19 protein-coding genes are annotated in these 19287 nt (G+C 69.6%); 10 read left to right on the forward strand and 9 right to left on the reverse strand.

All coding sequences use genetic code 11. From position 1 onward, the window contains the following. Positions 1 to 11: 11 nt before the first annotated feature. The 3 genes from RAMLITH_RS04210 to RAMLITH_RS04220 form a co-directional block, all read right to left on the reverse strand. On the reverse strand, positions 12 to 2369 hold the full coding sequence (locus RAMLITH_RS04210) for a bifunctional salicylyl-CoA 5-hydroxylase/oxidoreductase (protein ID WP_168106041.1): 2358 nt from the start codon (positions 2367 to 2369) through the stop codon (positions 12 to 14). Positions 2370 to 2433: 64 nt separating this feature from the next. After that, entirely contained in the window at positions 2434 to 3435 is a 1002-nt protein-coding gene (gene dusA / locus RAMLITH_RS04215; protein WP_168106042.1) for a tRNA dihydrouridine(20/20a) synthase DusA, read from the reverse strand. Positions 3436 to 3523: 88 nt separating this feature from the next. Further along, a complete protein-coding gene (locus RAMLITH_RS04220) occupies positions 3524 to 4717 on the reverse strand; it encodes an MFS transporter (RefSeq protein ID WP_168106043.1) in 1194 nt (397 codons plus the stop codon). A 214-nt stretch (positions 4718 to 4931) separates the two neighbouring features. Between RAMLITH_RS04220 and RAMLITH_RS04225 the strand changes: the two genes are divergently transcribed. Beyond that, complete coding sequence (locus RAMLITH_RS04225) at positions 4932 to 5336, forward strand: RNA-binding protein (RefSeq protein WP_168106044.1); 405 nt, start codon at positions 4932 to 4934, stop codon at positions 5334 to 5336. Positions 5337 to 5381: 45 nt separating this feature from the next. Here the strand turns inward: RAMLITH_RS04225 and phbB are convergent, their stop codons facing one another. The 3 genes from phbB to phaC form a co-directional block, all read right to left on the reverse strand. After that, positions 5382 to 6119, reverse strand: coding sequence for an acetoacetyl-CoA reductase (gene phbB / locus RAMLITH_RS04230; protein ID WP_168106045.1), 738 nt, complete (start codon positions 6117 to 6119; stop codon positions 5382 to 5384). Positions 6120 to 6194: 75 nt separating this feature from the next. Then, positions 6195 to 7376 (reverse strand): acetyl-CoA C-acetyltransferase, encoded by a 1182-nt coding sequence (locus RAMLITH_RS04235; protein WP_168106046.1) that lies wholly within the window; start codon positions 7374 to 7376, stop codon positions 6195 to 6197. 31 nt (positions 7377 to 7407) lie between these two features. Then, on the reverse strand, positions 7408 to 9087 hold the full coding sequence (phaC, locus tag RAMLITH_RS04240) for a class I poly(R)-hydroxyalkanoic acid synthase (RefSeq protein ID WP_168106047.1): 1680 nt from the start codon (positions 9085 to 9087) through the stop codon (positions 7408 to 7410). An 86-nt stretch (positions 9088 to 9173) separates the two neighbouring features. Between phaC and RAMLITH_RS04245 the strand changes: the two genes are divergently transcribed. Next, positions 9174 to 9461: a hypothetical protein gene (locus RAMLITH_RS04245; protein WP_168106048.1), complete on the forward strand. Its 288-nt coding sequence runs from the start codon at positions 9174 to 9176 to the stop codon at positions 9459 to 9461. On the opposite strand, the gene pgeF is transcribed toward RAMLITH_RS04245, so the two are convergent. After that, on the reverse strand, positions 9390 to 10166 hold the full coding sequence (gene pgeF / locus RAMLITH_RS04250) for a peptidoglycan editing factor PgeF (protein WP_168106049.1): 777 nt from the start codon (positions 10164 to 10166) through the stop codon (positions 9390 to 9392). The genes RAMLITH_RS04245 and pgeF overlap by 72 nt on opposite strands. 2 nt (positions 10167 to 10168) lie before the next feature. Then, entirely contained in the window at positions 10169 to 10810 is a 642-nt protein-coding gene (gene maiA, locus RAMLITH_RS04255) for a maleylacetoacetate isomerase (protein WP_168106050.1), read from the reverse strand. A gap of 75 nt (positions 10811 to 10885) precedes the next feature. Here maiA and RAMLITH_RS04260 point away from each other — a divergent pair, with 75 nt between their 5' ends. Together RAMLITH_RS04260 and RAMLITH_RS04265 are read left to right on the forward strand one after the other, a co-directional pair. Next, positions 10886 to 11830 (forward strand): alpha/beta hydrolase, encoded by a 945-nt coding sequence (locus RAMLITH_RS04260; protein WP_168106051.1) that lies wholly within the window; start codon positions 10886 to 10888, stop codon positions 11828 to 11830. A gap of 58 nt (positions 11831 to 11888) precedes the next feature. After that, entirely contained in the window at positions 11889 to 12200 is a 312-nt protein-coding gene (locus RAMLITH_RS04265) for an antibiotic biosynthesis monooxygenase family protein (protein ID WP_168106052.1), read from the forward strand. Positions 12201 to 12245: 45 nt separating this feature from the next. Here the strand turns inward: RAMLITH_RS04265 and RAMLITH_RS04270 are convergent, their stop codons facing one another. Then, on the reverse strand, positions 12246 to 12920 hold the full coding sequence (locus RAMLITH_RS04270; protein ID WP_168106053.1) for a YiaD family glycine zipper/OmpA-like lipoprotein: 675 nt from the start codon (positions 12918 to 12920) through the stop codon (positions 12246 to 12248). 153 nt (positions 12921 to 13073) lie between these two features. Here RAMLITH_RS04270 and RAMLITH_RS04275 point away from each other — a divergent pair, with 153 nt between their 5' ends. From RAMLITH_RS04275 to RAMLITH_RS04300, 6 genes are all read left to right on the forward strand, one after another. Beyond that, positions 13074 to 14267 (forward strand): 3-hydroxybenzoate 6-monooxygenase, encoded by a 1194-nt coding sequence (locus RAMLITH_RS04275; protein ID WP_168106054.1) that lies wholly within the window; start codon positions 13074 to 13076, stop codon positions 14265 to 14267. 4 nt (positions 14268 to 14271) lie between these two features. Further along, on the forward strand, positions 14272 to 15612 hold the full coding sequence (locus tag RAMLITH_RS04280) for an FAD-dependent oxidoreductase (RefSeq protein WP_168106055.1): 1341 nt from the start codon (positions 14272 to 14274) through the stop codon (positions 15610 to 15612). A gap of 21 nt (positions 15613 to 15633) precedes the next feature. Then, entirely contained in the window at positions 15634 to 16689 is a 1056-nt protein-coding gene (gtdA, locus tag RAMLITH_RS04285) for a gentisate 1,2-dioxygenase (protein ID WP_168106056.1), read from the forward strand. Further along, a complete protein-coding gene (locus RAMLITH_RS04290) occupies positions 16686 to 17387 on the forward strand; it encodes a fumarylacetoacetate hydrolase family protein (protein WP_168106057.1) in 702 nt (233 codons plus the stop codon). Before gtdA ends, RAMLITH_RS04290 begins: the two co-directional genes overlap by 4 nt. 71 nt (positions 17388 to 17458) lie before the next feature. Further along, entirely contained in the window at positions 17459 to 17935 is a 477-nt protein-coding gene (locus RAMLITH_RS04295) for a TRAP transporter small permease subunit (protein WP_168106058.1), read from the forward strand. After that, on the forward strand, positions 17932 to 19248 hold the full coding sequence (locus tag RAMLITH_RS04300; protein WP_168106059.1) for a TRAP transporter large permease: 1317 nt from the start codon (positions 17932 to 17934) through the stop codon (positions 19246 to 19248). Before RAMLITH_RS04295 ends, RAMLITH_RS04300 begins: the two co-directional genes overlap by 4 nt. The last annotated feature ends 39 nt before the right edge of the window (positions 19249 to 19287 follow it).

A 19287-nucleotide genomic window follows, 5' to 3' on the forward strand; every position in this document is an offset into this window, starting at 1 on the left:
CTCGTTCGTGATCAGACGCCTTCGGCCTGCCGGGCCTGCTCCAGCGGCGAGAGGCCGGCGGTCTGCGTCGCGGCCGCCTTCTCGCGCTCCAGGTTGCGTTCGAGCTGGGTCTTGGCCGAGCGGTATTGCCTGGGCCACGACAGGTCGTGGTAGCCGACCTTCGCCGCTTCCAGCAAGGTCCAGGCGGGGTTGGCCAGGTGCGGCCGCGCGATCGCGCACAGGTCGGCGCGGCCGGCGGCGATGATGCTGTTCACATGGTCCGCCTCGGAGATCGCCCCCACCGCGATCGTCGGGATGCCGGCCTCGTTGCGCACGCGGTCGGCAAACGGCGTCTGGTACATGCGGCCGTAGACCGGCTGCTGCTGCTTGCTCACCTGGCCCGACGAGCAGTCGATCATGTCGGCCCCGGCGACCTTGAACGCGCGCGCGATCTCCACCGCGTCGTCTGGCGTGATGCCGCCTTCGACCCAGTCGTGCGCGGAGATCCGCACCGACATCGGCAGGTGGTCCGGCCAGGCGGTGCGCATCGCGCGAAAGACTTCCAGCGGATAGCGCAGCCGGTTCGCCAGCGAGCCGCCGTAGTCGTCGGTGCGCTGGTTGGTCAACGGCGAGATGAAACTCGACAGGAGGTAGCCGTGGGCGCAGTGCAGCTCCAGCCAGTCGAAGCCGGCCTGCGCCGCCAGCCGCGTGCTGTGCACGAAGTCCTCGCGCACCCGGTCCATGTCGGCACGGTTCATCGCGCGCGACCAGTCGCTCACCCCGTCGACGTATTGCTGCGGGGAGGCCGAGACCAGCGGCCAGTTGCCGGATGGCAGCGGCTGGTCCTCGCCTTCCCACGGCACGCGGGTCGAGCCCTTGGCGCCGGCGTGCCCGAGCTGGATCGCGATCTTCGCGTCGGTGTTCGCATGCACGAAATCGACGATCCGTTTCCAGCCGTCCCGCTGCCCTTCGTTCCACAGCCCCGGGCAACCGGGGGTGATGCGGGCGTCCGGCGTCGGGCAGGTCATCTCCGCGACCACCATGCCCGCGCCGCCCATGGCACGCGCCCCGAGGTGCACCAGGTGGTAGTCCGCCGGCAGCCCGTCGACACAGGAGTACTGCGCCATCGGCGACACCACGACGCGGTTCTTCAATGTGACGCCGCGCAGGCGGAACGGCGTGAGCATGGGCGGCACCGTTTGCTGCGCCGGCCCGCGCTGCAGCCCCGCATGCTGCGCGATCCAGTCCTCGTACTGTTCGACATACTGCCTGTCGCGCAGCCGCAGGTTCTCGTGGCTGATGCGCTGGCTGCGGGTGAGCAGCGAGTACGCGAACTGCTCTGGGGGCAGCTGCACGTAGCGCGCCACGTTCTCGAACCATTCCGTCGAATTGCGGGCAGCGTTCTGGATGCGCAGGACCTCGACGCTGCGCACGGCCTCGTAGTCGGTGAGCGCCCGCGGCAGGTCGCCGGGGGAGCGGGCTATGCAGCGGGCCAGCTCGATCGCGTCTTCCAGCGCCAGCTTGGTGCCAGAGCCGATGGAAAAATGCGCCGTGTGCGCCGCGTCGCCCATGAGGACGACCGGCGCGCGCCCGTTGTGGTGGACCCAGGTGCGGCAGAGCACGCGCGGAAACCGGATCCACTGCGCGGATCCGCGCAGGTGCGCCGCGTTCGACATCAGCGGCTGCCCGTCCAGGTATTTCGCGAAAAGCCGTTCGCAGAAGGCGATGCCCTCCTCCTTGCTCATTTCATCCAGCCCCGCCTTGCGCCAGACGTCCTCGGGTGCCTCGACGATGAACGTGGACGTGTCGCCGTCGAACTGGTAGGCATGGGCCTGGAACCAGCCATGTTCGGTCTCCTCGAAGGCGAAGGTGAATGCCTCGAACCGCTTGTGCGTGCCGAGCCAGACGAACCGGCAGCGCCGCAGGTCGATGTCGGGCTGGAACGTGTCGGCGTACTTCGCGCGGATGCGGCTGTTCAGGCCGTCGCTGGCGATGACCAGGTCGGCTTCGGGAAAGGCAAGCTCGTCCTGGACATCGGTTTCGAACACCAGTTTCACGCCGAGGTCCTCGCAGCGCCGCTGCAGGATGTTCAGCAGGCGCTTGCGGCCGATGCCGCAGAAGCCGTGGCCGCCGGAGCGGATCCTGCGGCCGCGGATGTTGACTTCGATGTCATCCCAGTGGTTGAACGCGCCCAGGATCTCCCCGGCGGTCTGCGGATCGGCGGCCTGCAGGTTGCCCAGGGTCTGGTCCGAGAACACCACGCCCCAGCCGAAGGTGTCGTAAGGGCGGTTGCGCTCGACGACGGTGATCTCGTGCGCCGGATCCTGCTGCTTCATGAGCAGCGCGAAATACAGGCCGGCCGGCCCCCCGCCGATGCACACGATGTTCATGTCCGCTCCAGGTGGATGCTTCAAGTCTAAAGCATCGGCCGGGATGCCATCCCCTGGATATCCCTCAGGCGGTTGCCGGCGCTCCTTCGCGCGCGAGCGCCATGACCTCGGTCGCGGTCAGGGATTTCAGCCGGTGGTCGCTCCAGACCTGGCGCCAGCGGCGGGCGCCGGGCTGCCCGTGGCGCAGGCCCAGCATGTGGCGGGCGATCGAATGCCAGGGCGTGCCGTGGGCGGCGGCCTCCCGCATCATGTAGGCGACCAGTTGCTCCTCCACCGATTCGCGGGTGCGCGGCGCCTCGCCGGCCGCACCGAAGAAGCGGCTGTCCCATTCGGCCAGCCACCACGGGTCGTGGTAGGCCTGGCGCCCCACCATCACGCCGTCGAGCTCCTGCAGTTGTTCCTCGACCTGCCGGCTGGTCGTGATTCCGCCGTTGATCGCGATCGTCAGGTGCGGAAATTCCCGCTTGAGGCGGTGCACCAGCTCGTAGCGCAGCGGCGGCACCTCGCGGTTCTCCTTGGGCGACAGGCCCTTCAGCCACGCATTGCGGGCGTGGACGAGGAAGACGCTGCAACCGGCTTCGCTCACGGCGCCCACGAAGTCGCGCACGAACTCGTAGCGCTCCTCCCGGTCGATGCCGATGCGGTGCTTGACGGTGACCGGGATCCGCACCGCGTCGACCATCGCCTTGACGCAGTCGGCCACGAGCCGCGGCTCGGCCATCAGGCAGGCCCCGAACGAGCCACGCTGCACGCGTTCGCTGGGACAGCCGCAGTTGAGGTTGATCTCGTCGTAGCCCCACTGCTCGCCCAGGCGCGCGCTGCGGGCCAGGTCGGCCGGTTCGCTGCCGCCGAGCTGCAGCGCGACCGGATGCTCTTCGGGATTGAAGTCGAGGTGCCGCGGCACGTCGCCATGGATCAGCGCGCCGGTCGTCACCATCTCCGTGTACAGCAACGCGTGCCGGCTCAGCAGCCGGTGAAAGTAGCGGCAGTGCCGGTCGGTCCAGTCGAGCATCGGCGCGACGCTCAGGCGCCACGGCGACAAGGGAGCTCCAGATTCTTGGTTCATGGTCGGGATTCGGGCCGGCTCTGGCGCGGGCGGGCCCGAACACGCCGCCGGCCAGCCGCTGCGCGCGCTGCGGTGCGGATGCCCGAGTCTACGCGCCGGCCTGCACGTCCCGGCGCGTGCGCAGCAGCGCCGCGAGGCACAAGGCGGTGGGCAGGGCGAGCGCGGCAAAGCCCGCCCGGTAGCTGCCGAACAGCCCCGACAGCGCGCCGAACAGCGGCGGCCCCAGCACCACGCCCAGGAACGTGATCGACAAGGTGCCTCCGGTCGCCAGCCCGGCCTGTCCCGGGGGCGCCTGGCGTGCCACCTCGGCCAGGTACACGCCGTTCCAGCCGATCGCCGACGCGCCGAACAGCAGCAGGATGGCCAGCACGAGCAGGTCCGGCATGCCCGGCTCGAGCAACGCGGTGGCGGCGGACAAGACGACCATCAACGCCGCCAGCAGCGCCAGGGTGCGGCGCGCGCCCAGTCCCCGGTCGCTGACCCAGCCCCAGAACACCCGGCCGCCGATGCCGCCGAACTGCGATACCGACAGCGCGAGGCCGGCGGCGACCAGCCCGTACGACAGGGTGTCGGTGAGGTACGTGACCAGGTACGTCGTCAGCGACAGTTGCGCGATCGAGAACACGAACGAACATCCGGCCAGCAGGCGCAGGCCCGGATGCGAGAGCGCCAGGGAGATCGGGCGGCCCAGGTGGCCCAGCACCATGGGCCGCGCGGGGTCGCGGTCCGCGTCCAGCGCCGCCCGCAGCGGCTGCGCCACCGCGGCGCAGGCCAGGCACGCTGCCGCCACCGCCACCAGTGCGCCTTGCCAGCCCACCAGGTGCTGCAGTCCGGGCACGATGGCGCCGGCCAGCGCGCCGCCCAGCGGCACCCCCGTCTGCTTGATCGAGAACACCAGCGACATGCGCTCCGGCGGCGTGCTGAGCGCCAGCAGGTGCGAACTGGCGGGCGTGACCGGACCGTAGCCGACGCCGATCAGGAACGCGCCGGTGGCGATGGCGGCCGGCGTCCCGGCCATGCTCAGGACCAGGCCGGCGGCGCACAGGAGCAGGCCGGCCTGGCTCACCCGGATCGCGCCGAAGCGCGCGACGGCGGGCCCCGCCGCCAGGCTGGCCACGATCGCGCCCGAATAGACCACGGCCACGTAGATGCCGATGTAGACCGCCGAAATCCCGACGGCCTGCGCCACCGCCGGCGCCATGGCCGGCAATGTCAGCAGCGCCATGGCGACCATCGCCTGGATCGCCAGCGTGACGCCCAGGACGGACCAGGCGCCCTTCACGCGGACGGTCCGCGCCGCAAGGCCGCGGCTGCGCGGCCCGGTCGTGTCGCAAGCGGCAGGAGTGGGTTCGTCATGCCCGCCACTGTAGTGCGAAACCGCGGCCCCCCGCGCAGCGCCGCCCGCGGCTCGGCAGGCGCGCAACTGTCGACGTCGTCCGACAGCCGGCCAGCGGCGGTCGGGCCGTAATGCTCATTTGCGACGACAAGGAGCCGACATGAAGCACTTCGAACTCGAACCCGGCATGCTGACCCTGCGGGGCGTGTTCTATCCGACAGGCCACCTGTTCCTGATGTTCCCGACGGAGGCCGACGCGCGCGAGGCCGAACGTGCGCTGGAAGACAAGGGCCACAACGGCGAGCACATTTCGCTGCTGACGCCCGCGGACATCGAGAAGCTGGCGCAGGCGCCCGGCGGCGCGGAATCGCCCCTGCCTTCACCGGGCACCGAGCTCGAGACCGTCCGCCATTTCGCGGAACTCGGCCGCCAGGGCCATCACGCGCTGCTGATCCACGCGCCATCGCACGACGAAACCGAGCACATCATGCAGGTGCTCAAGGGGCATAGTGTCTCCTACGGCCAGAAATACCGCCACCTGGTGATCGAAGACCTGGTGACCTGAAGACGGATCACGGCCGGGGCCGCGATCCCGCCTCGGCCCGCAGAATCAGTTCATGTGCAATCCGCCGTTGACGGAGAACTCCGCCCCGGTGGAATAGCCGCTCTCCTCGGAGGCCAGCCACGCGATGATCGAGGCGATCTCGCTCGGCTCGCCCAGCCGCTTGACGGGAATCGTCGCCACGATCTTGTCGAGGACGTCCTGCCGGATCGACTTGACCATGTCGGTGCCGATGTAGCCGGGACTCACCGTGTTGACGGTCACGCCCTTGGTCGCCAGTTCCTGCGCCAGCGCCATGGTGAAGCCGTGCATGCCCGCCTTGGCCGCCGAGTAATTGGTCTGGCCGGCCTGGCCCTTCTCGCCGTTGACGGAGCTGATGTTGATGATCCGGCCCCACCCCTTCTCCACCATGTCGCCGACGACCTGCTTGGTCACGTTGAACATCGAATTCAGGTTGGTCTCGATCACGGCGTCCCAGTCTTCGCGCGTCATCTTCAGGAACATGCGGTCGCGCGTGATGCCGGCGTTGTTCACCAGCACGTCGATGGGCCCGTGTTCGGCCTTCGCCTTGCTGAAGGCCTCCACGGTGGAGTCCCAGCTGCCGACGTTGCCGACGGATGCGTGGAACGTATAGCCCTGGTCGCGCTGCTCGCCGACCCAGCGCGAGAAGTCGCGGGTCGGTCCGCAGCCGGCGATGACCTTGAAGCCCTCGCGATGCAGGCGTTGGCAGATGGCGGTGCCGATGCCGCCCATGCCACCCGTCACGTAGGCGATTTTCTGGCTCATCATGTTCTCCCTTGCGTTGAAGTTGCGAGCTTCGCACAGCCCGCCGACGGCAGGCGCTAAATCCCTGTGGCGCGCTCAGGCGCGCTCCAGTGCCATGGATACGCCCATGCCCCCGCCGATGCACAGCGCGGCGATGCCCTTCTTCGCCTCGCGGCGGCGCATCTCGTGCAGCAGCGTCACCAGCACCCGGCAGCCGGAGGCGCCGATCGGGTGGCCCAGCGCAATCGCGCCGCCGTTGACGTTTACCCGCACGCTGTCGATCCCGAGTTCCTTGTTGACCGCGCACGCTTGGGCTGCGAAGGCCTCGTTCAGTTCGAACAGGTCCACCTCGCCCGCCTGCCAGCCGGCACGGCCCAACACCTTGCGGGTGGCCGGCACCGGGCCCAGGCCCATCGTCGCGGGGTCGAGTCCGCTGGTGGCGAAGGCGCGGATCCGGGCCAGCGGCGTGCAGCCGAGTTCCGCCGCCTTGCGGGCACTCATCACCACCACGGCGGCGGCGCCGTCGTTGATGCCGGAGGCGTTGCCCGCCGTGACGGAGCCGGCCTTGTCGAACGCGGGCCGCAGGCCGGCCAGGGCCTCGGCGTTGGTCTTGCGGTTGATGTATTCGTCGCTGTCGAACACCACCGGATCGCCCTTCTTCTGCGGGATCGCGACGGGAACGATCTCGTCCTTGAACCGGCCGGCCTCCTGCGCCGCCGCTGCCTTCTGCTGGCTGGCCAGCGCCAGGGCGTCCTGCGCTTCACGGCTGATGCTGTGCAGGCGGGCGACGTTCTCCGCGGTGATGCCCATGTGGTACTGGTTGTACACGTCCCACAGCCCGTCGACGATCATGGTGTCGACCAGCTTCCAGTCGCCCATGCGCTGGCCGTCGCGCGAATTCGGCAGCACGTGCGGCGCCGCACTCATGTTCTCCTGGCCGCCGGCCACCACGATGTCGCTGTCGCCCCAGGCGATGGCCTGGGCCGCGAGCATCACCGCCTTCAGTCCCGAGCCGCAGACGGCGTTGATGGTCATTCCCGGCACCTCCTTCGGCAGCCCGGCCTTGAGCAGCGCCTGGCGCGCCGGGTTCTGGCCGGAGCCCGCGGCGAGCACCTGGCCCATGATCACCTCGCCCACCAGCGCGGGGGCGACCTTCGCGCGCGCGAGCGCCTCGCGGATCACGATCGATCCCAGTTCGGGCGCCGCCACCCGTGCCAGGGAACCGCCGAACTTGCCGACCGCGGTGCGGACGGCGGAAACGATGACGATGTCTTCCATTCCTCAATCTCCTTCGCTGAATGTCCTGCGCTCAGGCCCTGGCGCGCACGTAGCGGCCCGGAGCCGCCTCGATCGGCTTGTACCTGGCGTTGCCGTAGCGCTTCGGCGCCGCGACCTGCTTGCCGCCATGCCGCTCGAGCCATGCGGCCCAATCCGGCCACCAGCTGCCCGGGTGCTCCTTTGCCCCGGCCAGCCACTCTTCGTGCGTTTTCGGCAGCTTCTCGTTCGTCCAGTATGAACGCTTCTTCCTGGCCGGCGGGTTGATGACGCCGGCGATATGCCCGGACGCCCCCATCACGAACCGCTTCCTGCCCGGCAGGTGCCGGGTGGAGGCATAGGCGCCGGCGATCGGCACGATGTGGTCCTCGCGCGAGCCGTAGATGTACACGGGGATGTCGACCTGGCGCAGGTCGACCTTCTCGCCGCAGACGACGCACTGGCCGGGCTTGACCAGGTTGTTCTCGAGGTAGGTGTTGCGCAGGTACCAGGCGTACATCGGGCCCGGCAGGTTGGTCGAATCGCTGTTCCAGTACAGCAGGTCGAACGGCGGCGGCGTCTCCCCCTTGAGGTAGTTGCCGACGACGTAGTTCCACACCAGGTCGTTCGGCCGCAGGAAGCTGAAGGTGGATGCCAGCTCCTGCCCTTTGAGGATCCCGCCTTGCCCCAGCTGCATCTCGCGGAACCTGACGAACGCGTCGTCGATGAACACGTCGAGCACGCCGGTTTCGGAGAAATCGAGGAAGGCCGTCAGCAGCGTGGCCGACGCGACCGGCTGCTCGCCGCGTGCCGCCAGCACGGCCAGCGCGGTACCGAGAATGGTGCCGCCGACGCAGAAGCCGAGCGCGTTGATCTGCGGCGCGGCGGCGATCTCGCGCACCACCTCGATCGCCTTGAGCGCGCCGTCGCCGACGTAGTCGTCCCACGTCACGCCGGCCATGGCCGCGTCGGGATTGCGCCAGCTCACCAGGAAGGTGCGATGCCCTTGCTCCACGAGGTAGCGAACGAGCGAGTTCTCCGGCTGCAGGTCGAGGATGTAGAACTTGTTGATGCAGGGCGGCACCAGCAGGAACGGGCGCTCGTACACCTTGGCCGTCAGCGGCTTGTACTCGATCAGCTGGAACAGCTCGTTCTCGAACACCACCGCGCCTTCGGTGGTCGCGACGTTGTGCCCGACGTCGAAGACGCTTTCGTCGGTCATCGACACGTGGCCCTGCTGGATGTCCTTGAGCAGGTTCTGCACGCCCCTGGCGATGCTCTCGCCGCGCGTCTCGACGGCCTTGCGCTGCGCCTCGGCATTCAGCGCCATGAAGTTGCTCGGCGCGGCCGCCGCCATCCACTGCTCCACGGCGAAGCGCAGGCGCGCCTTGGTCTTTTCGTCGGCCTCCGCCGCTTCGGCCAGGCCCAGCAGGGCGCGCGCATTGAGCAGGTACAGCGCCGCTGAATAAGCGGCGACGGGATTCGCGCTCCACGCGTCCGACGCAAAACGCCTGTCGCCGGCGGCTGGATTGCTGGCCAGGCCCTGGTTCCACAGCTGCGCGGCCTCGCGCAGGTACGCGTCGCGCAACTCCTGCAGCTTGTCGGGCGCGAACCGGAGCGGCGCGGCGCCGGGGCCCGCGGCCGGCACGAACGACTGCAGCGCCTTCGTCCAGTTGGCACCGAGGTCTTGCTGGAACTGGCGGGCGGCTGCCGTCCAGTCTGCGTCAGAATTCATGCTCTTTCCCCGCGACCGTTGTTGCCCGCGCCGGGCAAGTATCCCATCAACGATGTTGCGCCGCAACACGACACAACGCTTCCCGGATGTACCTCGTCGTCATTGCCTGGCTGTACGTGGCCCTCATGATGGCCGTGGCCGAAGCCACGCACAGCGCCGGCACAGTGCTCGGTGCATTCTTCACCTTTGTACTCTATGGCGCCGTTCCCGTGGCGCTGGTGATCTACCTGGGCGGGCGGCCCGCGCGGCGCCGCGCCGCGAAAGCGCGGGAAGCGGCGCAGCTGGAGCAGCAGCGGGCCGCGTCAGCGGCGCCAGATGGCAGCGGCGAAGCGGCCGCTGAGGCCCCTGTCGCGCCGGTGCGAAAAGAACCGTGAAGGATCGGCGACGGTGCACCAGGCGGTGCCGCCGTCGTTGCCGTGGATGCGCTCGATGCCAAGCGCGCGCAGGCGCCGGCGCGCGAGCCCCGGCAGGTCGGCCAGCCACTTGCCGTTGCCGTACGGCATGAAGAGGGCGGCGCAACCGGGATCGGCTGCCTCGAACGCGGCCTTCACTTCGGCCCCGACCTCGAACGCCTGCGGGCCGATGCAGGGGCCGAGCCAGGCCAGGGTGTCGGCGGCGCCGGCGCCGCCGGCTGCCCACAGCGCGCGGCACGCGGCTTCGAGCACGCCCTCGCCGGCCGAGCCGGCCAGGCCGCGCCAGCCGGCGTGCGCCGCGGCCACTGCCTTGCCGTCAGCGGTCGCGAACAGCACCGGCAGGCAGTCGGCGACCATGATCGTGCAGGCGATGCCGGCCTCGGTCGCCACGCAGGCGTCGGCCTGCACGCCGTCGCGGGTCGCGGAGGACAAATGCGCCACCCCGCGGCCATGCACCTGCTGCAGGAACACCGGCCGCGCCTGCACCGCGGCGGCGAAGATGCGGCGGTTGGCGCTGACCGCTTCCGGGGCGTCGCCCACGTGGTCGCCGAGGTTCAGGCTCGCGTACGGTCCCGCGGACACGCCGCCTTCGCGCGTCGTGCACACGGCCTGCACGCCGGCGGGCAGCGGGCAGTCGGGAATGATCCAGCCGGCGGCGGGCTGCATCTTCAGCCCTCGGCGTCGGGACAGCTCGATGGCTGGGCGCGCTGGAAGGCCGGCAAGGCCATGCACGCGTCGAAGGCGGCCATCGTCCGCGGCAAGCCGTCGAAGTCGACGTCGAAGCGACGGCCGTTGAAGATCTGCGGCACCAGGCAGCAGTCGGCCAGCGTCGGCGTGTCGCCGAAGCAGTAGGTGCCGGCCGGCAGCTGCGCTAGTTCGCGCTCGAAGGCTTCCAGCCCGTCGCGGACCCAGTGCCGGTACCAGGCGTTCTTCGCCTCTTCCTCCACCTTCAGGTCGCGCACCAGGTACTTCAGGACGCGCAGGTTGTTGAGCGGATGGATTTCGCAGGCGATGAGTTGCGCCAGGGCGCGCACCCGGGCCCGCGCCAGCGGGTCGCGCGGCAACAGCGGCGGCTGGGGATGGGTTTCGTCGAGGTACTCGATGATCGCCATCGACTGCCCCAGGTGCTCGCCCGTGTCGAGCTGCAGCGCCGGCACCAGCAGCGACGGCGACATGGCGGCGTATTGCGGCTGCTTGTGCTCGCCCTTGACCAGGTGCACCGGCACGTAATCGTAGGCCAACCCCTTCAGCTCCAGCGCGATGCGCACGCGGAACGACGCGGACGAACGGAAGTAGTTGTACAGTTTCATGGCGCAAGCATAAAGGAAGCCCCGCACGAATCCACTCGCGCCGGCGGCTTCGCACCAACAACCGGAGACCACGCGATGCTGCATCCGCAAGCACGGGCACTGCTCGACCTGATGGTGGAAAAGGGCGTGCCGCCGACCCACACGCTCGCCCCGTCCGAGGCCCGCGCGATGTATCGCGAGCGGCGCTCCTTCACCCAGCCCAAGCCGCCGCATTGCCTCGTGCGGGAACTCACGATGCCCGGTCCCGCCGGGCCCATCGCGCTGCGGCTGTACCGGCCCGCAGGCAGCGCCCCGTCGGGCGTGCTGCCGGCACTGGTCTACTACCACGGCGGCGGCTGGGTGATCGGCGACCTCGACACCCACGACACGCTGTGCCGCGAACTCGCCAACGGCTCCGGTTGCGCGGTGGTGTCGGTCGACTATCGGCTGGCGCCGGAACACCGCTTCCCGGCCGCCGTCGACGATTCGATCGCTGCCCTGCGCTGGGTGCACGACAACGCCGCGCAGCTCCAGGTCGACCCGGCCCGCCTCGCGGTGGGCGGCGACAGCGCGGGCGGCAACCTGGCGGCCGTCGTCGCCATTGCCGCGCGCGAGGCCGGTGGACCGGCCCTCGCCTTCCAGCTGCTGATCTACCCGGCCACCGACCAGCGCCGCACCGCGCCATCGCACCGCACCAACGGCCAGGGCTACCTGCTCACGAGCGACAGCATCGCCTACTACCACGACCACTACATCGCCGATGCGGCGCAGGACCTCGACTGGCGCGCCTCGCCCCTGCTGCACGAGAACCTGGAGGGGCTGCCGCCGGCGTTCGTCCTCACGGCCGGCTACGACCCGCTGCGCGACGAGGGCCTGCAGTACGCGCAGCGCCTGACGGCCGCCGGCAACCGGGCCGCGCTAGTGTGCTTCGAACGGCAGATCCACGGCTTCGCGCCAATGGGCAAGTTCATCGACGAGGCCAACGTCGCCGTGCAGCTTTGCGCCGCCCAGTTGCGGCAGGCGCTGCGGCCCGGCGCTTAGACTTGCCGCTCCCGCGGGCCGCGAGTGACCGGCCCGAACTCACCAGCCAAGGACCGACATGATTCTCGAGATTGCCGATATCCGCATCCAGCCTGGCCAGCAGGCGGCCTTCGAGGCCGCGATCCAGCACGGCGTCGCCACGGTGGCCTCCAGGGCCCAGGGCATGCGCGGCTACAAGGTCAACCGCTGCATCGAATCGCCGGAGCGCTACGTCCTGCAGATCTTCTGGGACCGCCTGGAGGACCACACGGTCGGCTTCCGCGAGGGCCCGCTGTTCGCGCAGTGGCGCGCCATCGTCGGTCCGTTCTTCGCCGCGCCGCCGCTCGTGGAGCATTTCGAGCTGGTCGCGAAGTCCCAGCTCCCCGAGTAGGCAAGGGCCGCCCGGAGGCGGCCGTGTGCCGTGCGCGCGCGCCCGTCACCGGGCAGCGACGTTGGCGCGTTCGCCGAGGAAGATCTCGACCCGCCGGTTGCGCGCGCGCCCGGCCTCGGTGCCGTTGTCGGCGATCGGCTCGCGCTCGCCGCGCCCGGCGATCGCGATGCGGTTGGGGTCGACGCCGCGCGCCGCCAGGTAGTTCTTCGCCGACTGCGCCCGCTGCACCGACAGCGGATCGTTCACTGCGTCGGAGCCGGTGTTGTCGGTATGCCCGACGATGCGGACCTCGGTGTTCTGCTGGTTGGCCAGGCCGCTGGCAAACTGGTCCAGGATCGGCCTGAGGTTGGGCTTGATGTCCGCGCGCCCGGTGTCGAACGAGATGTCGCTGGGAATGTTCAGCTTGAGCTGGTTGTCGGGCGTCTGCGTGACCTGCACGCCCGAGCCCATGGTGGCCCGCTCCATCGCCAGCTTCTTTTCCTGCATGTGGCGCGACCACACGTAGCCGCCGGCGGCGCCCACCAGGCCGCCGATCGCCGCGCCGCGGGTGTCGCCGCCGATGGCCGCACCGGCCAGGGCGCCCACGCCGGCGCCAATCGCCGTGCTCTTGGCCGTCGGCGACATGTTGCCCATGTTCATGTCGGCGCAACCGGCCGTCACCAGCGCGGCGGCGGCAGCCAGGGCCAGCAACGGCCGGCTCGCGATGTGTTTCTTGTCCATTTCTCTTCCCTTTCGTAGCTTGCGCCTCTTATTCAAGGCCACAAGCGCGCAAACTTCCAATCGGCCGCGGCTGAATGACATGTAGGACAACGCTGCGGATCGCGCGCGGCTGCCGCTATGCTGTCGCTCTTCGCGTTCGATCCGGGAGCCCCAGTGGCACAGCGCCTGAACCTCATCGTTGCCGGCGGCGGCATCGGCGGCCTGGCCGCCGCGTACGTGCTCGGCCGCGACGGGCATGCCGTCACCGTGCTCGAGCAGTCGCCGGCCTTCGGGGAAATCGGCGCCGGCATCCAGCTCGGCCCCAACATCTTCCGCATGTTCGAGTACCTCGGCCTCACCGACGCAGTGCGCCGGGTGGCGTACTTCCCGCCAGGGATGGGCATGAACGACGTGCGCACCGGCGAGCCGGTGGTGCGGGTTGCGCTGGGCGACACCGCGCTGGCCGCCTATGGCTTTCCCTATGGCGTGATCTACCGCGCCGACCTGCACCAGGTCCTGCTGGATGCCTGCCGCGCCCTGCCCGACGTGGCGCTGCGCACGTCGAGCAAGGTCGAGTCATTCGCGCAGGACGCCGGCGCCGTGACCGCGCGGCTGGCCGGCGGCGAGGAAGTGCGTGCTGATGCGCTGGTCGGCGCGGACGGCCTGTGGAGCCGCATCCGGGAGGCGGTGGTCGGCGACGGCAGGCCGCGGGTGTCCGGCCACATCGCCTACCGCGCGGTGCTCAGGCGCGAGGAAGTACCGGCCCACCTGTGGCACGACGACGTGGTGCTGTGGGGCGGCGAGAAGACGCATCTGGTGCACTATCCGCTGCGGCGCGGCGAACTCTTCAATCTGGTCGCCGTGTTCCACAGCAACAAGTACGACGAAGGCTGGAACACCTTCGGCGACACCGCGGAGCTCCACGAGCGTTTCGCGCAGGCCGTGCCCCGGGTGCGCGAGCTGCTCGGCAAGATCGAGACCTGGAAGATGTGGGTGCTGTGCGACCGCGAGCCGGTCAGCCACTGGAGCGACCGGCGGGTCACCCTGCTCGGCGACGCGGCCCACCCGATGCTGCAATACCTGGCACAGGGCGCAGGTCAGGCGATCGAGGACGCGGTGGTGCTGGGCGCCGCGCTGCGCCACACGCGGGGCGACGTCGAGCAGGCGTTCCTGAAGTACCAGCAGGCGCGCTACCTCCGCACGGGCCGGGTCCAGCTCACGGCCCGCTTCTACGGCGACATCTACCATGCATCCGGCGTCGCCCGCGAACTGCGCAACCGGATGTTTCGCAGTGGACGCGAATCGGCGGGTTTCGCCGGGCTCAAATGGATGTACGACGGCATCGCGCCCGACCAGTTGTTCGACTGACACCATGCGAGACACATTGACGGAGCCGGCGCGGCGCACGCCGGTGCTTGGCGAGTACGAGGTGGTGGTCCTGGGCGGCGGGCCGGCGGGGATGGCCGCGGCCGTGGCCGCGGCTCGGGCGGGACGCTCGACGCTGCTGGTCGAGCGCTACGGCTTTCTCGGCGGCATGGGCACGGCGGCCGGCGTCACCAACTTCTGCGGCTTGCATGCCAACGTGCACGGCGACATCCGGCAGGTGGTGCACGGCGTCGCCGACGACCTGCTGCAGCGCATCGATGCCTTGGGCGGACTCAATGCGCCGCATGCGCTCTTCGGCAAGACCGTGGCGCAGGCTTACGACACCGCGGCCTACAAGATCGCGGCCGACGACCTGCTCGCGGACGCTGGGGTGCAGGTGCTGTTCCATGCGCTGGCGGCGGGGGCCGTGATGGACACCGCCAGCCGCGTGCAGGCGCTGCTGCTGGAGACGAAGTCGGGACGGCGCGCCGCACTGGGCCGCACGTTCATCGACTGCTCCGGCGACGGCGACCTCGCCGCGTGGGCCGGCGCGCGCTACGAGAAAGGCGACGGCGCCGGGCACATGCTGTATCCGTCGACGATGTTCCGCATCAACGGCGTCGACCCGCGGCGCGCCGGCAGGGCCTGGGAGGCGATCCCGCGGCTGATGGCGCAGGCCGAGGCCGAAGGCCGCTGGCGCTTCCCGCGCAAGGGCGCGATCGTGCGGCCGCAGAAGAGCGGCATCGAATGGCGGGTCAACCTGACGCAGCTCGCGAACGCGGACGGCGACGCGATGGACGGCACCGACGCGCTGGAACTCAGCGAGGCCGAGATCCTCGGGCGGCAGCAGATTGCCAGCGTGGCCGGCTTCCTCAAGGAAGTGCCGGGGTTCGAGGCTTCGTACATCGTCGACATCGCGCCGCAGGTCGGCATCCGTGAAACGCGTCGCGTGATGGGCCACTACCTGTTGACCGAACGCGACGTGCTGGACTGCGCCAGTTTCGACGACACGATCGGCGTCAACGGCTGGCCGCTGGAACTGCACCTCAAGGGCGACGTGGAGTTTCGCTGGCCGAAGATCCCCGAAAGCCGCGGGTTCAACCACCTGCCGTATCGCATGGTCGTGCCGCAGGGCCTCGACAACCTGTGGGTCGCGGGACGCTGCGCGTCCATGACGCACGAAGCCCAGTCGGCGGCGCGGGTGACCGGCGCCTGCTTCGTCATGGGACAGGCGGCCGGCACCGCGGCGGCCCTGGCGCTGGACGCGGGCTGCAGCGCGTCGCAGGTGGACGTCGCGGCCTTGCAGTCGCGCCTGGAGGCCGCGGGCGCATACCTCGGCCGCAACTGACAGGCACCCAAGGAGATCGCCATGAACGCACCCCATCCCGCCGCGCAGCTGCGCCAGCAGCTCTATCGCGACATGGAGCCGCTCCATCTCACCCCGCTGTGGGAAGTGCTGCATGCGCTGGTGCCGCGGCAGCCGGCCAGTCCGTGCGTGCCCGCCTTGTGGCGCTACGAAGAAGTGCGCCCGTTCCTGATGCGGGCCGGCGATGCCATCACCGCCGAAGAAGCCGTGCGCCGCGTACTGATCCTGGAGAACCCGGCCTTGCGCGGACAGTCCGCGGTGACGCAGTCGCTGTATGCCGGCCTGCAACTGATCCTCCCCGGCGAAGTGGCGCCCAGCCACCGCCACACGCAGAGCGCGCTGCGCTTCATCGTCGAAGGCGCCGGCGCCTACACCGCCGTGGACGGCGAGCGCACCACCATGCATCCGGGCGACTTCATCATCACGCCGAGCTGGACCTGGCACGACCACGGCCACGAAGGGAACGACCCGGTCGTGTGGCTCGATGGCCTGGACATTCCGATGGTCCGGTTCCTCGACGCCGGCTTCGCCGAAAACGACACGCGCCGCTCGCAGGTGGTGACGCGGGCCGAAGGCACCAGCCTCGCCCGCTGGGGCCACAACATGGCGCCCGTGCGCCACGAGAAGCCCTTCGGCGCCACCTCGCCGATCTTCAGCTACCCCTACGAGCGCAGTCGCCAGGCGCTGGAGCAGCTGGAACGCGACGCCGCCGTCGACGAGTGGGACGGGGTGAAGCTGCGCTACGTCAATCCGCAGACCGGCGGCTCGCCAATGCCGACCATGGCCACCTTCATGCAGAAGCTGCCGGCCGGTTTTGCCGGCAAGCCGTGGCGCCAGACCGACGGCGCGCTGTACAGCGTCGTCGAAGGTTCGGGCGAGGTCACGATCGAGTCGGCCGCCGGTGCGTGGCGCTTCGCGTTCGGCCCCCGCGACCATTTCGTCGTGCCGTCGTGGCACACTGCGCGGTTGAGCTCGCAGCCAGGCTGCGTGCTGTTCAGTTTTTCCGACCGCCCGGTGCACCAGGCACTGGGCCTCCACCACGAAGAAAGGTTGTCATGAGCTACGTCATCCCTGCGCCCGCGGTCGCTTCCGTGCCGGTGGCCGGCCGCCCCGAGCGGTTTCCGGTGCACCGCATCTACTGCGTCGGCCGCAACTACGCCGAGCACGCCAAGGAGATGGGTTTCACCGGCCGCGAGGCGCCCTTCTTCTTCCTGAAGCCCGCCGACGCGGTGCTGCCGGTGAACCAGGGCGAGACCGGGACGATGCCGTACCCGACGCTGACGAAGGACCTGCACCACGAGATCGAGCTGGTGGTCGCGATCGGCACCGGCGGCAAGAACATCAAGGCCGCCGACGCGCACAAGCACATCTGGGGGTATGCGGTCGGCCTGGACATGACCCGGCGCGACCTGCAGGGCGAGATGAAGAAGCAGGGCCGGCCCTGGTGCATCGGCAAGGGCTTCGAGAAGTCGGCGCCGATCGGCCCGATCACGCCGGCGGCGCAGGCCGGCGACGTCGCCAATGCCGAGATCTGGCTGCAGGTCAACGGCAAGGATCGCCAGCGCAGCACGGTGTCGCAACTGATCTGGAACATCGGCGAGGTGATCGAGCACGTGTCCGCCGCATGGGAACTGCAGCCCGGCGACCTGATCTTCACCGGCACCCCCGAAGGCGTGGCGGCGGTCGTGGCCGGCGACACGCTGGTCGGCGGCGTCAAGGGCGTGGGCGAGGTCTCGGTGCGCATCGCCGCGGCCTGAGCCCGGGCGGCCCGGGGCCGCACCGGGCTTATCGAATCGAGAACAAGAACTGACAGAGGGGAGACAGCCGAGTGCGCGTCCTGGAGACCCTGGCCAAGCTGTGCGCCATCCTGGCCGGCGTCCTGCTCACCGTCATCACGCTGATGATCTGCGTGAGCCTGATCGGCCGCAATACCGTGGGCTGGACGCTGGTGGGCGACTTCGAACTCACCGGCGTGGCGGCCGGCGCCGCGATCGCCATGTTCATGCCGTGGTGCCAGGTTCGCCGGGCCAACATCATCGTGGACTTCTTTACGGCGCGCGCCAGCGACCGAACCAACGCCGCGCTCGATCGGGTGGGCGCGCTGCTGCTCGGCACGGCGATGGCCCTGCTGGCGTGGCGCTCGACGCTCGGCGGACTCAATGCGTGGACCAACAACTCGGGCACCATGATGATGGGCTTTCCCGAGTGGGTCGTGTACGCCGCGATGGTGCCGCCGCTCGCGCTGACGGCGCTGATCGGCGTCGTGCAGGCTCTGCGCGGCTTCGGCCCGAGGCCGGGCGAATGAGCCCGATCGTCCTCACCCTGCTGATCTTCGGCATCATGCTGGTGCTGATGGCCGTGCGCGTGCCGATCGCGATCTCGATGTTCACGGCCGGCGCGGTCGGCTACGTGGCGCAGGCGGGCTGGCTGCCGCTCGCCAACTTCCTGAACACCCAGGCCTTCGCGCGCTTCGCGAGCTACGACCTGTCGGTCATCCCGCTGTTCATCCTGATGGGAAATTTCGCGACTCAGGGCGGCATCTCCAAGGCGCTGTTCGAAGTGGCGAGCTCGATCATGTCGCGCTTTCGCGGGGGCCTGGCGATGGCGGCCGTGATGGCCAGCGCGGCGTTCGGCGCCATCTGCGGCTCCTCGGTGGCCACGGCGGCCACCATCACCTCGGTGGCATTGCCGGAGATGAAGCGGCACGGCTATTCGGGCCGCCTCGCCACCGGCACGCTGGCCGCCGGCGGCACGCTGGGCATCCTCGTGCCGCCGTCGGTGCCGCTGGTGATCTACGCCATCCTGGCCGAGCAGAACATCGCCAAGCTGTTCGCGGCAGCCATGATTCCGGGCCTGATCGCCGTGGCCGGCTACATGATCGCGATCGCCATCTACGTCCGGGTGGTGCCCGGGCACGCGCCGGCGCACGACGACGCGCCGCGGCTCACAGGCCGCTCCGCGCTGGGCGTGCTGCCGATCGCGATCATCTTCACCATCGTGTTCGGCGGCATTTACGGCGGCCTGTTCACGCCGACGGAAGGCGCGGCCGTGGGCGCCGCCTCCACCTTCATCGCGGCCCTGCTGCGCGGCGAAATGACGTGGCGCAAGTTCAAGCACTGCTTCTATGCGACGGCCGAAGGCTCGGCGATGATCTTCATGATCTTCCTGGGCGCGGACCTGATGAACGCGGCCCTCGCGTTGACGCAGGTGCCCAACCAGCTGGCCGCGGTGGTGGGCGGCTGGGGCCTCTCACCGCTGATGGTGGTCGGCGCGATCCTGCTGTTCTACGTGGTGCTCGGCGCCGTGATGGACGAGCTGTCCATGATCCTGCTCACGATCCCGATCTTCTTCCCGCTCGTCATGGGACTGGACTTCGGCCTGCCGAAGGAATCGGTGGCCATCTGGTTCGGCATCATGGTGCTGATGACCGTGGGCTTCGGCCTGCTGGCCCCGCCCGTGGGCCTCAACGTATACATCGTCAACGGTATGGCGCGCGACGTGCCAATCGCGGAGAGCTACCGCGGCGTCATGCCGTTCCTGATCAGCGACGCGCTGCGCACCTTGCTGCTGCTGTTCTTCCCGGCGATCTCCCTCTGGCTGGTGAAGTACATCGGTTGAGGGAAAGCCCCGAGCGCGGCCCGCAGCGCGGTGCAGTAC

This window comes from Ramlibacter lithotrophicus (assembly GCF_012184415.1).
In the GTDB taxonomy this organism is placed as follows: domain Bacteria; phylum Pseudomonadota; class Gammaproteobacteria; order Burkholderiales; family Burkholderiaceae_C; genus Ramlibacter; species Ramlibacter lithotrophicus.

What these genes read in the sequence shown, in the direction of transcription:
- RAMLITH_RS04260 (WP_168106051.1), top strand. Translation starts at nt 10,886, where the DNA reads ATGCTGCATCCGCAAGCACGGGCACTGCTCGACCTGATGGTGGAAAAG.
- RAMLITH_RS04225 (WP_168106044.1), top strand. Translation starts at nt 4,932, where the DNA reads ATGAAGCACTTCGAACTCGAACCCGGCATGCTGACCCTGCGGGGCGTG.
- RAMLITH_RS04210 (WP_168106041.1), bottom strand. Translation starts at nt 2,369, where the DNA reads ATGAACATCGTGTGCATCGGCGGGGGGCCGGCCGGCCTGTATTTCGCG.
- RAMLITH_RS04235 (WP_168106046.1), bottom strand. Translation starts at nt 7,376, where the DNA reads ATGGAAGACATCGTCATCGTTTCCGCCGTCCGCACCGCGGTCGGCAAG.
- RAMLITH_RS04245 (WP_168106048.1), top strand. Translation starts at nt 9,174, where the DNA reads ATGTACCTCGTCGTCATTGCCTGGCTGTACGTGGCCCTCATGATGGCC.
- RAMLITH_RS04265 (WP_168106052.1), top strand. Translation starts at nt 11,889, where the DNA reads ATGATTCTCGAGATTGCCGATATCCGCATCCAGCCTGGCCAGCAGGCG.
- dusA (WP_168106042.1), bottom strand. Translation starts at nt 3,435, where the DNA reads ATGAACCAAGAATCTGGAGCTCCCTTGTCGCCGTGGCGCCTGAGCGTC.
- RAMLITH_RS04280 (WP_168106055.1), top strand. Translation starts at nt 14,272, where the DNA reads ATGCGAGACACATTGACGGAGCCGGCGCGGCGCACGCCGGTGCTTGGC.
- gtdA (WP_168106056.1), top strand. Translation starts at nt 15,634, where the DNA reads ATGAACGCACCCCATCCCGCCGCGCAGCTGCGCCAGCAGCTCTATCGC.
- phaC (WP_168106047.1), bottom strand. Translation starts at nt 9,087, where the DNA reads ATGAATTCTGACGCAGACTGGACGGCAGCCGCCCGCCAGTTCCAGCAA.
- RAMLITH_RS04290 (WP_168106057.1), top strand. Translation starts at nt 16,686, where the DNA reads ATGAGCTACGTCATCCCTGCGCCCGCGGTCGCTTCCGTGCCGGTGGCC.
- RAMLITH_RS04300 (WP_168106059.1), top strand. Translation starts at nt 17,932, where the DNA reads ATGAGCCCGATCGTCCTCACCCTGCTGATCTTCGGCATCATGCTGGTG.
- RAMLITH_RS04270 (WP_168106053.1), bottom strand. Translation starts at nt 12,920, where the DNA reads ATGGACAAGAAACACATCGCGAGCCGGCCGTTGCTGGCCCTGGCTGCC.
- phbB (WP_168106045.1), bottom strand. Translation starts at nt 6,119, where the DNA reads ATGAGCCAGAAAATCGCCTACGTGACGGGTGGCATGGGCGGCATCGGC.
- pgeF (WP_168106049.1), bottom strand. Translation starts at nt 10,166, where the DNA reads ATGCAGCCCGCCGCCGGCTGGATCATTCCCGACTGCCCGCTGCCCGCC.
- maiA (WP_168106050.1), bottom strand. Translation starts at nt 10,810, where the DNA reads ATGAAACTGTACAACTACTTCCGTTCGTCCGCGTCGTTCCGCGTGCGC.